Here is a 14290-nt window from a genome sequence, read left to right as displayed (position 1 = left end):
CTCTCCGTTCAATGTAGTTTCAAATTAAGACTTGTTTGATTCTAGGGTAACTAGTCTTAAAATGAAACTTGTTGCACAGAGAAAACCCGAAACTGTATGGAGCAGCCTGTATGACCAAGCATCAGATGAGTCCGGCCACCACGTGCCCGGTGGCCCGTTCTGTGGAGGTAATCGCAGATCGCTGGGCATTGTTGATTGTGCGTGACGCATTTGACGGCGTGCGTCGCTTTGGTGATTTCCAGCAGGGTCTGGGGGTGGCGCGCAGCGTTTTGGCGAACCGGCTCAAGAGCCTGGTCGAGGCTGGTATTTTTCAAGTACAACCGGCTTCTGACGGCACCTCGTATCAGGAATACGTGCTTACCCCGCAAGGTCAAAGCCTGTTCCCGGTGGTGGTGGCGTTAAGGCAATGGGGCGAGCGCTACCTGTTCGGACCGCACGAAAAGCACTCGCAACTGGTGGACACGGCCACCGGGCAGCCCTTGCCTTTGATGCAGCCCCTGGCCGCAGATGGACGGGCGATCGCGCCTGAACAAACCCGGGTCAATAAAGTGGTGTGAGTCATGGTGGGGCTTTATACATGCCGGGTGACCTGCACCAGGCCTAGCCGATATAACAAAAAACCGCGTACGCAAAACTGTTGAACTCGAACGAGGCGACTTTTTTCATGCCCATTTTCAAGTGCGCCCGCAGCGACGCTTCGTTGTCATTGCGGATGAAAAGAATCCCCTCGCGCCCGGGTTCAAGGCGCCGCAGCTCAGCGAACATTATTTGCGCCAGGCCCTTGCCGCGTTCCTGTTCCCCGACACAGATCGGACCATACACATAGGCATCGGGCGCGCCGTGATATGCGTTGAACATGGCTTTTACAATGGGGATGTCCGCGTTCACCTCCCGGGAGGTGGTTAACAGAAAGCCGGTGATGCGCCCGTCACGGCGGGCAACGATCAGTGGCATATCCTGCATCATTTTTGCCAGGCGCTCCCCGGTCAGACTTGCCGCTAGTGCACCGCCCCGTGCTGTCTGATTGGCGGCCTGAAGTTCGAGAATGCCGTCCATATCGGCGATGTCGGCTCTGCTCACACGGGTGTCATGTCCGGTCATACCGATATCTCTTTTGGTTGAAGTGGGCGGGGCGCTCTGAGTGTCACTCATCAGGGCACCAAGTTAAAAAACTGTGCAAGTCCTGGAACCCGGCCTATGACCGGGGCTGGGCGATCAGACAATCCCCGTGAGCGTCTTGCTCAAGCAAAACCAGCGCTCCGACGATGAGTGCGTGCATGCCCTGGGCCAGCTCGGCCTCCATCTCGGCTTCTTCCGCTGCACGCTCAGCCTCTATCACGGACTCCCGGCCTGTGACCGAATACACGGTGTCTGCCACGGCAATACCGTGGAAGGCCACTGTAGCCAGCAACCAGCGCGCGTGCTGTTTTGAAATGCCATAAACCTGAGCGATATGGCTCTGATGCTCTTCGATCTTGGCGAGCATGGGTTGTGTCGCGGCCAGCCTGCGGATGACGTAAGGCGTCAGCCCGGGGTGGGCCTTGACGAACACCCGCACCGAGGTGGCAAACACAATCATGTATTCCTTCAGGCCGCCACGCCGGTCAGCGTCGGCCCGGGGGATCTGCCAGCGGGTGAAGATCTCCTCGGCAACCATGCTTTTGAGTGCATCCAGGTTGGCAATGTGCTTGTAGAGCGCCATATGGCTGACCCCCAAAGCGGCAGCAACGCCAATAAAGGTAATGCTCGGCAAGCCGATCTCGATGCCTGCTTCGACAATACGTTCCCGTGTGATGGTGCGGGGACGCCCGCGTGTAGCGGGTGGTTGTGGCGCTGTCATGACGAATCCTTGAACGGTAGTGACAGTCTTGTAGCTGTCTTGCCAGCATTTCGCAAATTAGTTTATAGTCATGCAACTAATTAAGTTTCTGATTCAGGAGGCCGTTTCATGTGATCAAGCGCTCCTTATATTTCCCCATAGGCAGGCGTGAACCATCCCTCTCTTCTGAATTTCCGGACATTTGAATTCTATGGACACTCATGACACGGTCCTGGCCAAAACCAGGGTGCGCGGCCCGATCAGCCAGATACTGCATCCTGTGCGTGGGCGCCTGATCGTTGCCAGCATGCTCGCGGCAGCGGGCGCGATACTCACGCTAGTGCCGCTGGCCGGTATCGCCCATATCGGCAAAATGGCGTTGGGTGGTAACGAGCTTGCCCCGGCACAGGTGTGGTGGGCGCTGATTGCAGGAGTGGCCAGCCTGTGCGCCGGGATGTTGCTGATATCCGGCGCAGAGTTGCTTGCCCACCTGGCGGACAACCGTATTACCCATCACCTGCGTCGGGCGATTGTGCAGCGACTCAGCTGCGTGCCCCTGGGCTGGTTCACCAGCCGGGCGTCGGGCGAGGTCAAGCAGGCGATGCAGGACGACATCAATACATTGCACAGCCTGACTGCGCATTTTTTCACGACGTTGGGGCGTGCGGCCGGCGCGGTTCTGATCTCGCTGATCTACCTGTTCACTATGGACTGGCGCATGGCAATTATCTCGATCCTGCCGTTCCCCGGATTCTTCCTGTTTTTTGCCCGGGCGATGAAGGTCAGCCAGACCAACATGCAGGCGTTCACCGCCGGTATGGGGCGCATCGATAACTCGGTGGTCGAGTTCGTCAACGGCATCGCGGTGGTCAAGTCATTCAGTACCGGTACCAGGGCACACAGCAGCTACCGCGAAGCAATTGATGCCTTCGCCCTGGCCTTTATCGGATTCACCCGGCCTCTGGTGGCTCCGATGGCCAATGCCAACGCAATGATTGCCCCGGTTACGGTTCTCGGCGTAGTGCTGGTGTCCGGTACGGTGTTCGTGGGCCTGGGCTGGATCGCGGCGCCGGATGTGCTGCCGTTTGCCCTGGTGACGCCGGGGCTGTGCGGGCCGCTGCTGTTGCTGCACTACATCACCCATGACCTTAACCACGCAGCCGGTGCTGCCCGGCGTGTTCAGGCCCTGCTGGATACCCCCGTGCTGGAGCAACCGGCCCCCGGCCTGCAGCAGTCGCCAAAGGGAAACGAGATCCGCTTCGAAGGTGTTAGCTACGGCTATGACAGCGCACGCCAGGTACTCGCCGATGTCAGCTTCACGCTCAAGCCCGGCACCACCACAGCCATCGTCGGGCGCTCGGGCTCCGGCAAGTCGACCCTGGCGCGGCTGCTGCTGCGCTTCTTCGACCCCACGCAAGGGCGCATCACTCTGGGCGGGGTGGATCTGCGCGAGATTGAAACCTGCAACCTCTACCGGCATATCGGTTTTGTCTTGCAGGAGGTGCGCCTGATCCATGCCAGCGTGCGCGACAACATTGCGCTGGGCAGACCATCGGCCAGCCAGCAACAGATCGAGGACGCCGCGCGCATCGCCAACATCCACCAGCGCATTCTGGATTTACCCCGCGGCTATGACTCGGTGATCGGTGAAGATGCGCAGTTTTCCGGCGGCGAGCAGCAGCGTGTGAGCATCGCCCGCGCCGTGCTGCTCGATCCCCCCGTTCTGGTGCTCGACGAACCCACTGCAGCAGCCGACGCTGAAAGCGAAGTCGCAATCCAGGAAGCGTTGTCGCGCTTTGCCCGCGGCCGAACCCTGCTGGTCATTGCCCACCGGCTCGACAGCATCATGCTTGCCGACCAGATCATCGTGCTCGACAACGGCATTGTTCATGAACAGGGCCGCCATGAAGAACTGCTCGCAGGCAAGGGGCTCTATGCCCACTTGTGGGCGCAGGGTGGCTATTCACAATCTGCAGATCTGGCGGTGTCGTCATGCTGAATCCCCTTGTTCAACTACTGGATAAAGATGCGCCGGTCTTGCACCGCTACGTCTGGATGGCAGTGTTATATGGCCTGCTAAGCGGCTTGACCCTCACCACTCTGGTGCCGGTACTGGATCACTTGCTGGCCGGAGATGTGCGAGGGGCTGCGCTGTGGCTCGGCCTAATGCTGGCCGGCGTGGCCATTTGCTGGGCGTGGCGGCTCCAGCTGGACAGGGCGGGGGTGGCAGTCGGCGTAGCCATACTGCAGGGGGCGCGGCAGCGCATCGGCGAGCATGTCGCGCGCCTGCCCGTGGGCTGGTTTACCACGCAAAATACCAGTCGCCTCGGGCATGTGATTACCCAGGGCATGATGGCGGTAGCTCAGTTGCCGGCGCATGTATTAACCCCAGTGATCAGCGGCGCCGTGACGCCGCTGGTGGTTGTGGTCGCACTATTTTTACTGCACTGGTCGCTGGGCCTGATTGCGTTGCTCGGCTTGCCCGTTCTGTGCGTGGCATTGTGGCTGACCGCTCGCCTGGGACAACGCGCCGACCGTACGTACCAGCACCATTTTGCCGACGCCAGCCAGCGCATGGTCGAGTTTGCCCAGGCCCAGTCGGTACTGCGCGCCTTCAATGGCGAGGGCGCCAGTACGCAACTTCTGGAACAGGCCCTTGACCAGCAGCGCCGCTCCGGCATGCGCCTGATCTATCAGTCCACTCTTTCGGTGGTGCTCAACGCCTGGGTGGTGCAGGCCGTTTTCGCGGCCCTGCTGATCGCCGCAGCCCTGTGGCTCAACGCGAATCAGGACATCGCACAGCAAAGCGGTACGGTGATTGCGGTGGTTGTCGCGTTGTTATTGACCAGCCGCTTCATCGATCCGCTGCTGGAGGTGGCCAGCTATGCCGAGATCCTGCGGGGGGCGTACGGCCAGCTTGCAGAGGTGCAGAGCATTTTCGCGGTCGAGCCCTTGCCGGAGCCGGATCAGCCATTGGCCCCGGCGGACAGTTCTGTCGAGTTTCGCCAGGTGAGCCTGCGTTATGCGCATGATAAGCCGGATGTGCTGAGTGGCATCAGCCTGCGCATCGAGCCCGGCAGCATGACCGCATTGGTGGGCGCTTCGGGCTCTGGCAAGACCACCCTGGTGCGTTTGATCGCGCGGTTCTTCGATGCAACCCAGGGCAGCGTACTGATCGGCGGCGTGGACGTGCGACAGATGTCCAGTTCACAACTGTCCGCCCGGATCAGTCAGATTTTCCAGGACACCTATCTGTTTCAGGGCAGCATTGCCGACAACATCCGCATCGGCAGTCCGGCTGCCAGTTTTGGTGAAATCCTCGACGCTGCACAGCAGGCCGGTCTGGGTGACCTTATCGAACGTTTGCCCCTGGGCATCGACACACCGGTCGGCGAGGGCGGTGCAAGGCTGTCGGGTGGCGAACGCCAGCGCATCACCATTGCCCGTGCGCTGATCAAGAATGCGCCCATTCTGCTGGTGGACGAGGCCACCGCCGCCCTGGATGCGCAGAATCAGTCAGTAATTGCCCGGACGCTCTCCAGTCTGCGCGGTCGACACACGGTGGTGGTGATTGCCCACCAGCTATCTACGGTGTCGATGGCAGACCAGATTGTGGTGCTCGACAAAGGCCAACTGGTTGAGCAGGGCACGCCTGCGGCATTGCGCGCCAGTGGCGGGCGTTATGCGCATTTTCTGGAACAGCGTCGGGCTGCCAGAGGCTGGCGGATCTCCGTGCCGTCGAACAGCGAGCAAGCCTGATGCCCGCACGCTGGCTATGGTGGTTTGCCATCTTGTGTGGGGCGTCACTGCTGGTCGGGGCTCGACAGCTGGAGTGGGGGCAGTTGTTGTCGTTGTCGGGCGATGCCTGGCTGACACTGACGGCCAGCCGCCTGCCACGCCTGGCGGCGCTGGTGCTGACGGGGGTTGGCCTGGCTGTGTGCGGGGTGATCCTGCAGCACATTGTGCGTAACAAGTTCGTCGAACCCGGTACCACGGGCGGACTGGACGCGGCCAGGCTCGGCATCCTGGTGTCGCTGGTGCTCGCCCCTGGCGCGGGTGCCCCGGCCCGAATGCTGTTCGCGTTGCTGTTGAGCTTCGCCGCGGGTCTGATTTTTGTCCTGATCATACGGCGCATCCAGTTCAAGGGCTCGGTACTGGTTCCGGTTATCGGCCTGATGTATGGCGGCGTGCTGAGCGCCATTGCCGAGTTCTACGCCTATCGCAACAACATCATGCAAAGCATGCAGGGCTGGCTGCTGGGGGACTTTTCCCGGGTCGTGCAGGGCAGTTACGAAATCATCTACCTGATCTTGCCGATTGTCGGGTTGACCTACCTGTATGCCCGGCGTTTCACCCTGTTGGGCATGGGGGAGGGCATGGCCACGAGTCTGGGTCTCAACTATCTGGCCTGGGTGGCGCTGGGCTTGCTGCTGGTGGCCGTCACCGTATCGGCCACTGTCATCACTGTCGGTTCGATCCCCTTTGTCGGACTGGTCATTCCCAATCTGGTGGCGCTGCGTTATGGCGACAACCTCAGGCGCACGCTGCCCATCGTTGCGCTGGGCGGCGCGTGCCTGCTGCTGGTCTGCGACATCCTCGGGCGGCTGCTGATCTACCCGTTCGAGGTGCCTATCGGCCTGACCGCGGGCAGCGTGGGCGGGGTGCTGTTCCTCGCGTTGATCATCCGGAGGTACAGATGATGCACCTGCAACCCCGGCACGCGGTATGGATTGTGGTGGTGACGCTGGCACTCATCTTCGTGTTCCTGCACTCGGGCCTGGACTTTGACTATGTGATCCCCAAGCGGATCGCGCGGCTGACGGCCATGCTGATCGGCGGAGCAGCTATTGCCTGGTCGTCGATCACATTCCAGACCCTTACCGGCAACCGGATACTGACGCCGGCGATCATGGGCTATGAGGCTGTCTACTTGCTGTGGCAGGCCTTGCTGATTCTATTTATGGGCAGCGCCAGCCTGGTGCTGCTCGGGGTCAACGGCAACTTTGTGCTCTCGGTCCTGCAGGGCTTCAGCCAGGCCTCTTTCAACCGGGCCCAACCCTTGCAGTTGCTCTTTTCGGGACTGCTGGTGGGGGCGGTTTGCCTGCTGGGACGCAAGACCTTGCCGACCCTCGATGTGCTTTGTCTGGGACGCGACCAGGCCGTTTCTCTGGGGGTCGACTATCGGCGCAATGTACGCCTGCATCTCGCGCTGATCGCAATCCTGGTCGCTGTGTCCACCAGCCTGCTCGGGCCCACGGCTTTTATGGGGGTGTTCGTGGCAAACATCACCTACGCCCTGGCACGCACCTTCAGGCACCGCGTCACGCTGCCACTGGGGGGCGCGATAGCCACCGGCATGTTCATCACCGCGCAACTGCTGGTCGAGCATGTTTTCAACTACAAAACCACCGTCGGCATTCTGGTCAATCTGGTCTGCGGCGGCTATTTCCTGGTGCTGATGGTTCGTACCCGAGGAGCCCCATGATCACTGTCCACGACATCCACAAGGCCTATGGCGCCAAGGCCGTACTGAAGGGCGTAGATGCCTGTTTTCCGGCCCGGAGCCTGACTTCGCTTATTGGCCCGAATGGCGCGGGCAAGACCACGCTGCTGCTGATGATCGCGCGGCTGACGGCGCCTGGCCGTGGTGAAGTGCGCATCGAGGGCCGCCCGGTTGCAGGCATTGATATAGGTGAATACGCCAGGCGGGTTGCGACCCTGCGTCAGGCGCCGGACTTCAATCTGCGCCTGACGGTGGAGGAGTTGGTCGCGTTCGGGCGCTTTCCCTACAGCCGTGGTGCGTTGACCCGCGAAGACCAGCGGGTGATCGACGAGGCCATTGCGTTCCTGTCCCTGGAACCCCTGCGCCAGGCCTACCTCGACGAACTCAGCGGCGGGCAACGGCAAATGGCCTTTCTGGCGATGACCATCGCCCAGCAGACGGACTATCTGTTGCTGGATGAGCCGCTGAACAACCTCGATATCAAGCACGCCGTGCAGATCATGCGTGCGCTGCGCCGCCTGTGCGATGAGCAAGGGCGCACCGTCATCCTGGTGGTGCATGACATCAATTTTGCCGCCAGCTATTCCGACCACATCGTTGCGATGAAGGAGGGTGCGGTGTATTGCGCCGGCAGCGTTGCCGAGGTGATTACCGAGGCGCGCCTGGGTGAACTCTACGGTCTGGCTTTCGATATCACACAGGGTCAGCGCGGGCGCCTGTGCAACTACTTCAACCCATAAAGAGATCCCCCATGTCCAGCCATCACACACACCGCAGGTGGGCGTCGGCCTTGCTGATCGCCGTGACTGCCGCACTCTGTGCATGTAATGAAAAGTCCGGCCAAGCGCCATCCCCACAATCATCAGCGGCGGCTTACACCCCTGTCACAGTGCAACACCAACTGGGCACGACCCGGATCGACCATGCGCCACAACGGGTGGTCGCCCTGGACATGAACGAGGTCGATTTTCTCGACCAGTTGGGGGTACCTGTGGCGGCGATGCCAAAGGATTTCGTCCCGCATTTTCTTGCCCGCTACAAGGATGCAGCGAGCGTCGAGGACGTGGGCTCGATCGTGCAGCCCAATCTGGAACGCGTTCATGGCGCCCGGCCTGATCTGATACTGATTACATCGCTGCAGGCCAATCGCTTTGAGGAATTGAGCGAGATGGCCCCGACCCTTCATTTTGATGTCGACTATCGCGATAGCCAGGCGCGCCACATCGACGTCATCAGGGAGCACCTGATGACGTTGGGAGACGTCTTCGCCCGGCAGGCGCTCGCCCGCCAGAAGGTCAACGAACTGGACACCCGGGTCGAGGAGGTCAGGCGTATCACTGCGGGGCGCCCCGACAAAGCATTGGTGGTTTTGCACAACAATGGCGCCTTCAACTCCTTCGGCGTGCAGTCGCGCTACGGCTTCATCTTCAGTGCCCTGGGGGTGAAGCCGGCCGGCCCGAATGCCGAAACCGGTCTGCATGGCCAGCCGATTTCCAGCGAATTCATCCTGCAGGCCAACCCCGACATCATCTTCGTCGTCGACCGCACGGCAGTGATGGAGCGTCGACCGGTGATGGATGCCCGAAGCATGGATAACCCGCTGCTGCGCCAGACCAAGGCCTGGAAAAACGGGCGGGTGATCTTTGTCGATGCCCAGGCCTGGTACGTGACCGGGGCCAGTCCGACCTCACTGAAATTGATTATCGACGACGTCGAAAAGGGCTATCAGCGCTAAAGGGAGCCAGGCCGTAGCCGCTTACGCCTTTGATAGTTATCGATTCTCATTAAAACCATTCTTTAGATTCAGATTCAACACAACCAATACCTTCTCAATTGAACGGAGTCATAGCGTGCGTAAACGCCACTTTCAAACCCGCATTGCGCCACCACGCGCAGTCTTTGCCTTGAATCGCACTGCCGCCGCCGTACAGGGTGTACTACTGGGCCTGACCCTGGCCGCAACCGGCTTGCCGGCTTATGCCCAGAGCACGACCAGTGAAGAAGAGGGTGTCTCCACGCTGCCCGCCACCCTGGTGGAGGGCGAAATGCTATTGCCTTCCGGGCTGCCGCCCACCTATGCCGGCGGGCAGGTGGCGTACGGCAGCCGTGTCGGCCTGCTGGGTAACAAGGACTTTATGGAAACGCCGTTCAGCACCGTCAGCTACACGGAGAAGTACATCGCCGACCGTCAGGCGCAAAACATCACTCAGGTGATTGCTGCCACTGATCCTTCAGTGTTCAGCAACGGTCTGACCGGCACCTTCAGTGAGAACTACTCCATCCGTGGCTTCGCCAGTGACATCAGCGACGTGACCATCGGTGGTTTGTATGGCGTCGCGCCGTACTACCGGATTTCGCCGGAAATGTACGAGCGCATCGAGGTGCTCAAAGGCCCGTCTGCACTGCTTAATGGCATGCCGCCCGGCGGCTCGGTAGGCGGCAGCGTCAACCTGGTACCCAAGCGTGCTGGCGATGAACCGTTGACGCGGCTGACCGGCACCTACATGTCGGATGCCCAGTTTGGCGGTCATCTGGATGTGGGCCGGCGGTTTGGCGAGGACCAGCAGTTCGGCATCCGTTTCAACGGTGTTTACCGTGATGGCGACGGTGCGATCAATCACCAGGAGCAGAAGGCCGAACTGACGTCGCTGGGCCTGGACTGGCGCGGCGAGCGCGCTCGACTCTCCGCCGACCTGTATGAAAGTGAAGACCGTATTCGCGGGCAGAACCGGGGGATCAACCTGGCCTCCGGCGTGGCAGTGCCCAAACCGCCGAAGGCCGACACTCTGCTGAACCCCGATTGGGCGTACGTGCAGACTAAAGACCGGGGAGCGATAGTGCGCGGTGAGTACGACCTGACTGACAGCCTGATGGCTTATGCGGCCTACGGCGCCAGCAGGACCCGCTACACCTACAGCGGCACGATGCTGGCCACTGTGTTTAACGATGCGGGCGACTTCAGGACCAGCATGGGTCAGTTGAAAATGGAACTCGAGAAGACCTCGGGGGAGGTTGGCTTGAAGGGCCACTTCCAGACGGCGGCCATCAAGCATCAATGGTCCTTGAATGCCACGCACTACGGCGATACCCAAAAGGACTTCGGGCGCCGCTCGGTGCCGGGTGCAGACTGGGTGACCAATATCTACAACCCGGTCTGGGGCCCGGCTGCGCCCACCGATTTTCCCTACATTGCCCATAACGAAAGCCGTCTGACCAGCTACGGCGTGGCGGATACGCTGTCGGTTCTGGAGGAACAGGTGCAACTGACCCTTGGCGTGCGCCGTCAGCAAGTGCTCACCGACGCCTTTAGTGTGACTACCGGGGCGCGCACAGACCGTTATGACGAAGGGGCCACTACGCCTGCAGCGGCGTTGCTGGTCAAACTCACCGACAATGTTTCGCTGTATGCCAACTACATTGAAGGCCTGAGCAAAGGGGCTACCGCGCCGATGACAGCGGCGAATGCGGGCGATGTGTTCGCCCCCTACAAATCCAAACAGAAAGAGGTGGGGCTCAAGGTCGACCTCGGTGACTTCACCCACACCCTCAGCTTGTATGAAATCAAGCGTCCCGGCAGCTATCTGGACCCGAACAGCAATATCTTTTCGTTTGGTGGCGAACAGCGTAACCGGGGTGTCGAGTGGGGATTCTTCGGCTCACCGCTGGACAATGTGCGCCTGATGGGGGGCGTGGCTCACGTGGACCCGAAAATCACCAAGACCGAGGGCGGCGTCAACCAGGGCAAGACGGCCACCGGCTTGCCCAAGCTGCAAGGAAAGCTGGGCGTGGAATGGGACACACCGGTACTCGACGGTTTAACCCTGACCGCCAATGCGACATCAGTGTCAAAGCAGTACATCAGCGACGACAACACGCAATCGATACCTGGCTATACGATCTATGACCTGGGCACACGCTATGCCACCCGCTTTGCCAGTCGCCCGGTGACGTTGCGAGGCAGCGTCACCAACCTGACCAACAAGGCTTATTGGGGGACGCCGTTGTTGTCCAGCCTGGGACTGGGAGCGCCACGTACTGTTGAGCTCTCCGCGTCGGTGGACTTCTAACCTGCAGGCGCGTCACTCCTTCTGGCGGCCGCCGCCGCCAGAATCCGCACTGCGGCTTGACGGCCCTAGATGGCGGTGTTTTTTACCACCGCCAACTCCGGATGGGCTACCAGCTTGTCAATGTGTAGCTCATCGTCGTCCATCCAGGTCTCGGTCAGGACCCGATAATGCTCCATGTCCCGGCAGCGCATACGAAGGCTGTAGTCGTAATGGCCGCTGATCAGCTGGCAGGCAAAGACCTGCGGGCAGGCGCGCACGCAGGCTTCGAATGCTCTCTGTGCAGCGCGCCCGCTTTGATTTGACAGGGCCACCAGTACCAGTAACGAGAGCCCGGGCGAAACCATCTGGATATCGATGATCGCCCCATAGCCTCTGATCACGCCGCGCCGCTCCAGCTTGCGGACGCGCTCCAGGCACGGTCGCGGAGTCAGGTGCACCAGGGTCGAAAGCTTGTCATAAGTGATGCGCCCGTTATGGCGCAACACTTCGATAATGGCTTCGTCGATTCGATCCAGCGGTGGCGAACTCAATGTGTTGTTAGCCTTGATATCCATTGTGGGTATTTTTCACTTCAGGCGGTTGGATAAAAATTGTTGCAGCCGTTCACTGCGTGGTTGATCAAGGATTTGAGCCGTACCTTGTTCTTCGATTCGCCCTTGATGCAGAAACAGCACCTGGCTGGAGACCTGGCGGGCAAACCCCATCTCGTGAGTCACCATAATCATGGTACGACCTTCCTCTGCCAGCGTCTGTATGACTTTGAGCACTTCCCCGACCAGCTCCGGGTCCAGTGCCGATGTGGGTTCGTCAAACAGAATGATCTCCGGCTCCATGGCCAAAGCCCGGGCAATGGCCACCCGCTGCTGTTGGCCGCCCGACAGAAAGGCCGGGTATTGAGATGTCACGCGATCGGGCAGGCCGACCTTCTCCAGATAAGTGCGGGCCCGTTCCTCGGCTTCCTTGGCACTTACTCCCAGCACCCGTCGTGGGGCCAGGCAGATGTTCTCCATGACCGTCATGTGGCTCCACAGGTTGAAGTGCTGGAAGACCATGGCCAGGCGCGTTCGCAGGTTCTGCAACTGCGCGGGATGCGGAGTCTGGTCGCCCCCGCGGCCCTGGCGCATTTCGATGCTCTGGCCGTCGAGGGTGATACAGCCCGCGTCGGGTTTTTCGAGAAAGTTGATGCAGCGCAGCATCGTGCTTTTACCGGAACCGCTGGCCCCGACCATGCTGATGACATCGCCGTTGCGCGCATTGAGTGATACACCTTTGAGCACCTGGAGCTCGCCATAGGATTTATGCAGGTCGGCGACCTTGAGTTTGACGCTGGCGGCCTCTGCAATAACGCCAGATGAAGTGATCGGCGTTGGTGAGTAACAGGCAGGCATGGCTTTGGCGGAAGGGTTCATGGATTAGGCTCGGGAAGGGGACAGAAAAGACATCCAGCGACGTTCAGCCAGGCGAAACAGCCCGACCAGCACAAAGGACAGCAACATGTACAAGATTGCCGCGATACCGAAGGCTTCAAAGGTCATGAAGGTTGCAGCGTTGGCATCGCGGGCAACCTTGAGGATGTCAGCGATGGTGGCAGTGAAGGCCAGCGAGGTGGCATGCAGCATCAGTATCAGTTCGTTGCTGTATGCCGGAATGGAGCGACGTAAAGCCGCCGGAATCACCACATACAGATTCAGTCGCCAGCCGTACAGGCCATAGGCGCGGGCTGCTTCAATTTCGCCCTGGGGAATGTTGCGGATCGCGCCGGCAAAGATCTCTACGGTGTAGGCGCACGTATTGAGTACAAAGGCCAGCACTGTGCAGTTCAAGGCGTTGCGAAAGAACTGGTTGAGCAGGGCGCTGTCACGGACCACTTCGAGGCCGTACAGGCCGGTGTAGCAAATCAGCAGCTGGATATACAGCGGCGTTCCCCGGAACACGTAGGTATAGAACTCAACCGGCCAGCGCAGCCAGAAGTGCGGCGATACACGGGCAATTGCCAGTGGAATCGAGATCAGGAACCCCAGCACGATCGACAGGACAAACAGCCACAGGGTCATGGCCACACCGGACAGGCCGGCACCGTCGTGATAGAGAAAGGCAGGGCCGTACTCTTGAATGAGTTCGATCATTGGGCCAGCCCCTTGATGCCGGTGTTGTAGCGCCGCTCCAGGCGTTTGAACAATCGATTGGAGAAGGTTGTGATCAGCAAATACACAAGCCCGGCAATGATCAGGAAGTAGAGGGTGTTATTGGTAGTCTTGCCTGCGTTCTGGGCCGCCTTGACCAGGTCTGCCAAACCAATGATCGAAACCAGGGCCGTGGACTTGAGCAGCACCAGCCAGTTGTTGCCCAGCCCTGGCAAAGCGAAGCGCATCAGTTGCGGAAACAGCACCAGCCGAAACCGCTGGGCGCGGCTCAGGCCATAAGCGGTAGCGGCCTCCAGCTGGCCAACGGGGACACTGAGTATCGCGCCGCGAAAATTCTCGGTGAAGTAGGCGCCGTAGATAAACCCCAGTGTTACGACTCCGGCAGCGAACGGGTCAATTTCAAAGTAATCCCAGCCGAGCACTTCGGTCAGGTCGTTGAGCCACAATTGCAACGTATAGAAAATCAGCAAGATCAGCACCAGGTCCGGCACGCTACGGATCAGCGTGGTGTAAAGGGTGGCCGGGATACGCAGCAGACGCAGCGGTGAAAGCTTGGCGCTGGCACCGATCAGGCCCAGCAACAGGCTTAACGCCAGTGACAGCAAGGCCAGCTTGATCGTCATCCAGGTCCCTTGCGCCAAAAGGGGGCCAAAGCCTTGCAAGCTCAAGGCCTGCAGACCTGAAGAGGTAAGAAAGTCATTCATGGGGGAAGTCTCGCAAGAGCGCGTGGCGAACAGCTCCCCGGACCTGCTGTCAG

14 protein-coding genes are annotated in these 14290 nt (G+C 60.2%); 8 read left to right on the top strand and 6 right to left on the bottom strand.

All coding sequences use genetic code 11. The annotated features are described in order from the left end of the window. Positions 1-110 precede the first annotated feature (110 nt). A complete protein-coding gene (locus tag ACP7BO_RS10860; protein ID WP_426210249.1) occupies positions 111-557 on the top strand; it encodes a winged helix-turn-helix transcriptional regulator in 447 nt (148 codons plus the stop codon). Positions 558-600: 43 nt separating this feature from the next. On the opposite strand, the gene ACP7BO_RS10855 is transcribed toward ACP7BO_RS10860, so the two are convergent. Then, positions 601-1101 (bottom strand): GNAT family N-acetyltransferase, encoded by a 501-nt coding sequence (locus ACP7BO_RS10855; RefSeq protein ID WP_426210247.1) that lies wholly within the window; start codon positions 1099-1101, stop codon positions 601-603. A 94-nt stretch (positions 1102-1195) separates the two neighbouring features. Beyond that, the gene (locus ACP7BO_RS10850) at positions 1196-1840 is read right to left on the bottom strand and encodes a TetR/AcrR family transcriptional regulator (protein ID WP_426210245.1); all 645 of its coding nucleotides are present in this window, start codon (positions 1838-1840) and stop codon (positions 1196-1198) included. A 190-nt stretch (positions 1841-2030) separates the two neighbouring features. On the opposite strand from ACP7BO_RS10850, the gene ACP7BO_RS10845 reads away from it, so the two are divergent. The 7 genes from ACP7BO_RS10845 (at position 2031) to ACP7BO_RS10815 (ending at position 11389) form a co-directional block, all read left to right on the top strand. Continuing rightward, positions 2031-3818 carry an ABC transporter ATP-binding protein gene (locus ACP7BO_RS10845; RefSeq protein ID WP_426210243.1) on the top strand — a complete coding sequence of 596 codons (1788 nt, stop codon included), beginning with the start codon at positions 2031-2033 and terminating at the stop codon, positions 3816-3818. After that, a complete protein-coding gene (locus tag ACP7BO_RS10840; RefSeq protein WP_426210241.1) occupies positions 3812-5578 on the top strand; it encodes an ABC transporter ATP-binding protein in 1767 nt (588 codons plus the stop codon). The genes ACP7BO_RS10845 and ACP7BO_RS10840 overlap by 7 nt, the downstream gene beginning before the upstream one ends. Then, positions 5578-6519, top strand: a complete 942-nt coding sequence (locus ACP7BO_RS10835; protein ID WP_426210239.1) for an ABC transporter permease — start codon at positions 5578-5580, stop codon at positions 6517-6519. Before ACP7BO_RS10840 ends, ACP7BO_RS10835 begins: the two co-directional genes overlap by 1 nt. Further along, entirely contained in the window at positions 6516-7304 is a 789-nt protein-coding gene (locus tag ACP7BO_RS10830; protein WP_426210237.1) for an iron chelate uptake ABC transporter family permease subunit, read from the top strand. The genes ACP7BO_RS10835 and ACP7BO_RS10830 overlap by 4 nt, the downstream gene beginning before the upstream one ends. Next, positions 7301-8062, top strand: coding sequence for an ABC transporter ATP-binding protein (locus ACP7BO_RS10825; protein WP_426210235.1), 762 nt, complete (start codon positions 7301-7303; stop codon positions 8060-8062). The genes ACP7BO_RS10830 and ACP7BO_RS10825 overlap by 4 nt, the downstream gene beginning before the upstream one ends. A gap of 11 nt (positions 8063-8073) precedes the next feature. Further along, complete coding sequence (locus tag ACP7BO_RS10820; protein WP_426210233.1) at positions 8074-9057, top strand: siderophore ABC transporter substrate-binding protein; 984 nt, start codon at positions 8074-8076, stop codon at positions 9055-9057. A 115-nt stretch (positions 9058-9172) separates the two neighbouring features. After that, positions 9173-11389 (top strand): TonB-dependent receptor, encoded by a 2217-nt coding sequence (locus ACP7BO_RS10815; protein WP_426210231.1) that lies wholly within the window; start codon positions 9173-9175, stop codon positions 11387-11389. Between the two features lie 65 nt (positions 11390-11454). Here the strand turns inward: ACP7BO_RS10815 and ACP7BO_RS10810 are convergent, their stop codons facing one another. The 4 genes from ACP7BO_RS10810 to ACP7BO_RS10795 are packed head-to-tail and all read right to left on the bottom strand — an operon-like array spanning position 11455 to position 14237. Then, positions 11455-11943: an Lrp/AsnC family transcriptional regulator gene (locus tag ACP7BO_RS10810; RefSeq protein ID WP_426210229.1), complete on the bottom strand. Its 489-nt coding sequence runs from the start codon at positions 11941-11943 to the stop codon at positions 11455-11457. 12 nt (positions 11944-11955) lie between these two features. Then, positions 11956-12798, bottom strand: coding sequence for an ABC transporter ATP-binding protein (locus ACP7BO_RS10805; protein ID WP_426210227.1), 843 nt, complete (start codon positions 12796-12798; stop codon positions 11956-11958). A gap of 3 nt (positions 12799-12801) precedes the next feature. After that, a complete protein-coding gene (locus ACP7BO_RS10800; RefSeq protein ID WP_426210225.1) occupies positions 12802-13515 on the bottom strand; it encodes an ABC transporter permease in 714 nt (237 codons plus the stop codon). Beyond that, complete coding sequence (locus ACP7BO_RS10795; RefSeq protein ID WP_426210223.1) at positions 13512-14237, bottom strand: ABC transporter permease; 726 nt, start codon at positions 14235-14237, stop codon at positions 13512-13514. The genes ACP7BO_RS10800 and ACP7BO_RS10795 overlap by 4 nt, the downstream gene beginning before the upstream one ends. Positions 14238-14290 lie beyond the last annotated feature (53 nt).

Origin of the sequence: Pseudomonas sp. TWR2-1-1, assembly GCF_049897045.1 — a bacterium.
Lineage (GTDB): Bacteria > Pseudomonadota > Gammaproteobacteria > Pseudomonadales > Pseudomonadaceae > Aquipseudomonas > Aquipseudomonas versuta.
Note: the sequence above shows the minus strand (reverse complement) of the source record. Positions and strands in the feature narration are given on the sequence as shown.

Coding starts and splice junctions, on each gene's coding strand:
- ACP7BO_RS10860 (WP_426210249.1), top strand. CDS start 111: ATGACCAAGCATCAGATGAGTCCGGCCACCACGTGCCCGGTGGCCCGT.
- ACP7BO_RS10855 (WP_426210247.1), bottom strand. CDS start 1,101: ATGACCGGACATGACACCCGTGTGAGCAGAGCCGACATCGCCGATATG.
- ACP7BO_RS10850 (WP_426210245.1), bottom strand. CDS start 1,840: ATGACAGCGCCACAACCACCCGCTACACGCGGGCGTCCCCGCACCATC.
- ACP7BO_RS10845 (WP_426210243.1), top strand. CDS start 2,031: ATGGACACTCATGACACGGTCCTGGCCAAAACCAGGGTGCGCGGCCCG.
- ACP7BO_RS10840 (WP_426210241.1), top strand. CDS start 3,812: ATGCTGAATCCCCTTGTTCAACTACTGGATAAAGATGCGCCGGTCTTG.
- ACP7BO_RS10835 (WP_426210239.1), top strand. CDS start 5,578: ATGCCCGCACGCTGGCTATGGTGGTTTGCCATCTTGTGTGGGGCGTCA.
- ACP7BO_RS10830 (WP_426210237.1), top strand. CDS start 6,516: ATGATGCACCTGCAACCCCGGCACGCGGTATGGATTGTGGTGGTGACG.
- ACP7BO_RS10825 (WP_426210235.1), top strand. CDS start 7,301: ATGATCACTGTCCACGACATCCACAAGGCCTATGGCGCCAAGGCCGTA.
- ACP7BO_RS10820 (WP_426210233.1), top strand. CDS start 8,074: ATGTCCAGCCATCACACACACCGCAGGTGGGCGTCGGCCTTGCTGATC.
- ACP7BO_RS10810 (WP_426210229.1), bottom strand. CDS start 11,943: ATGGATATCAAGGCTAACAACACATTGAGTTCGCCACCGCTGGATCGA.
- ACP7BO_RS10805 (WP_426210227.1), bottom strand. CDS start 12,798: ATGAACCCTTCCGCCAAAGCCATGCCTGCCTGTTACTCACCAACGCCG.
- ACP7BO_RS10800 (WP_426210225.1), bottom strand. CDS start 13,515: ATGATCGAACTCATTCAAGAGTACGGCCCTGCCTTTCTCTATCACGAC.
- ACP7BO_RS10795 (WP_426210223.1), bottom strand. CDS start 14,237: ATGAATGACTTTCTTACCTCTTCAGGTCTGCAGGCCTTGAGCTTGCAA.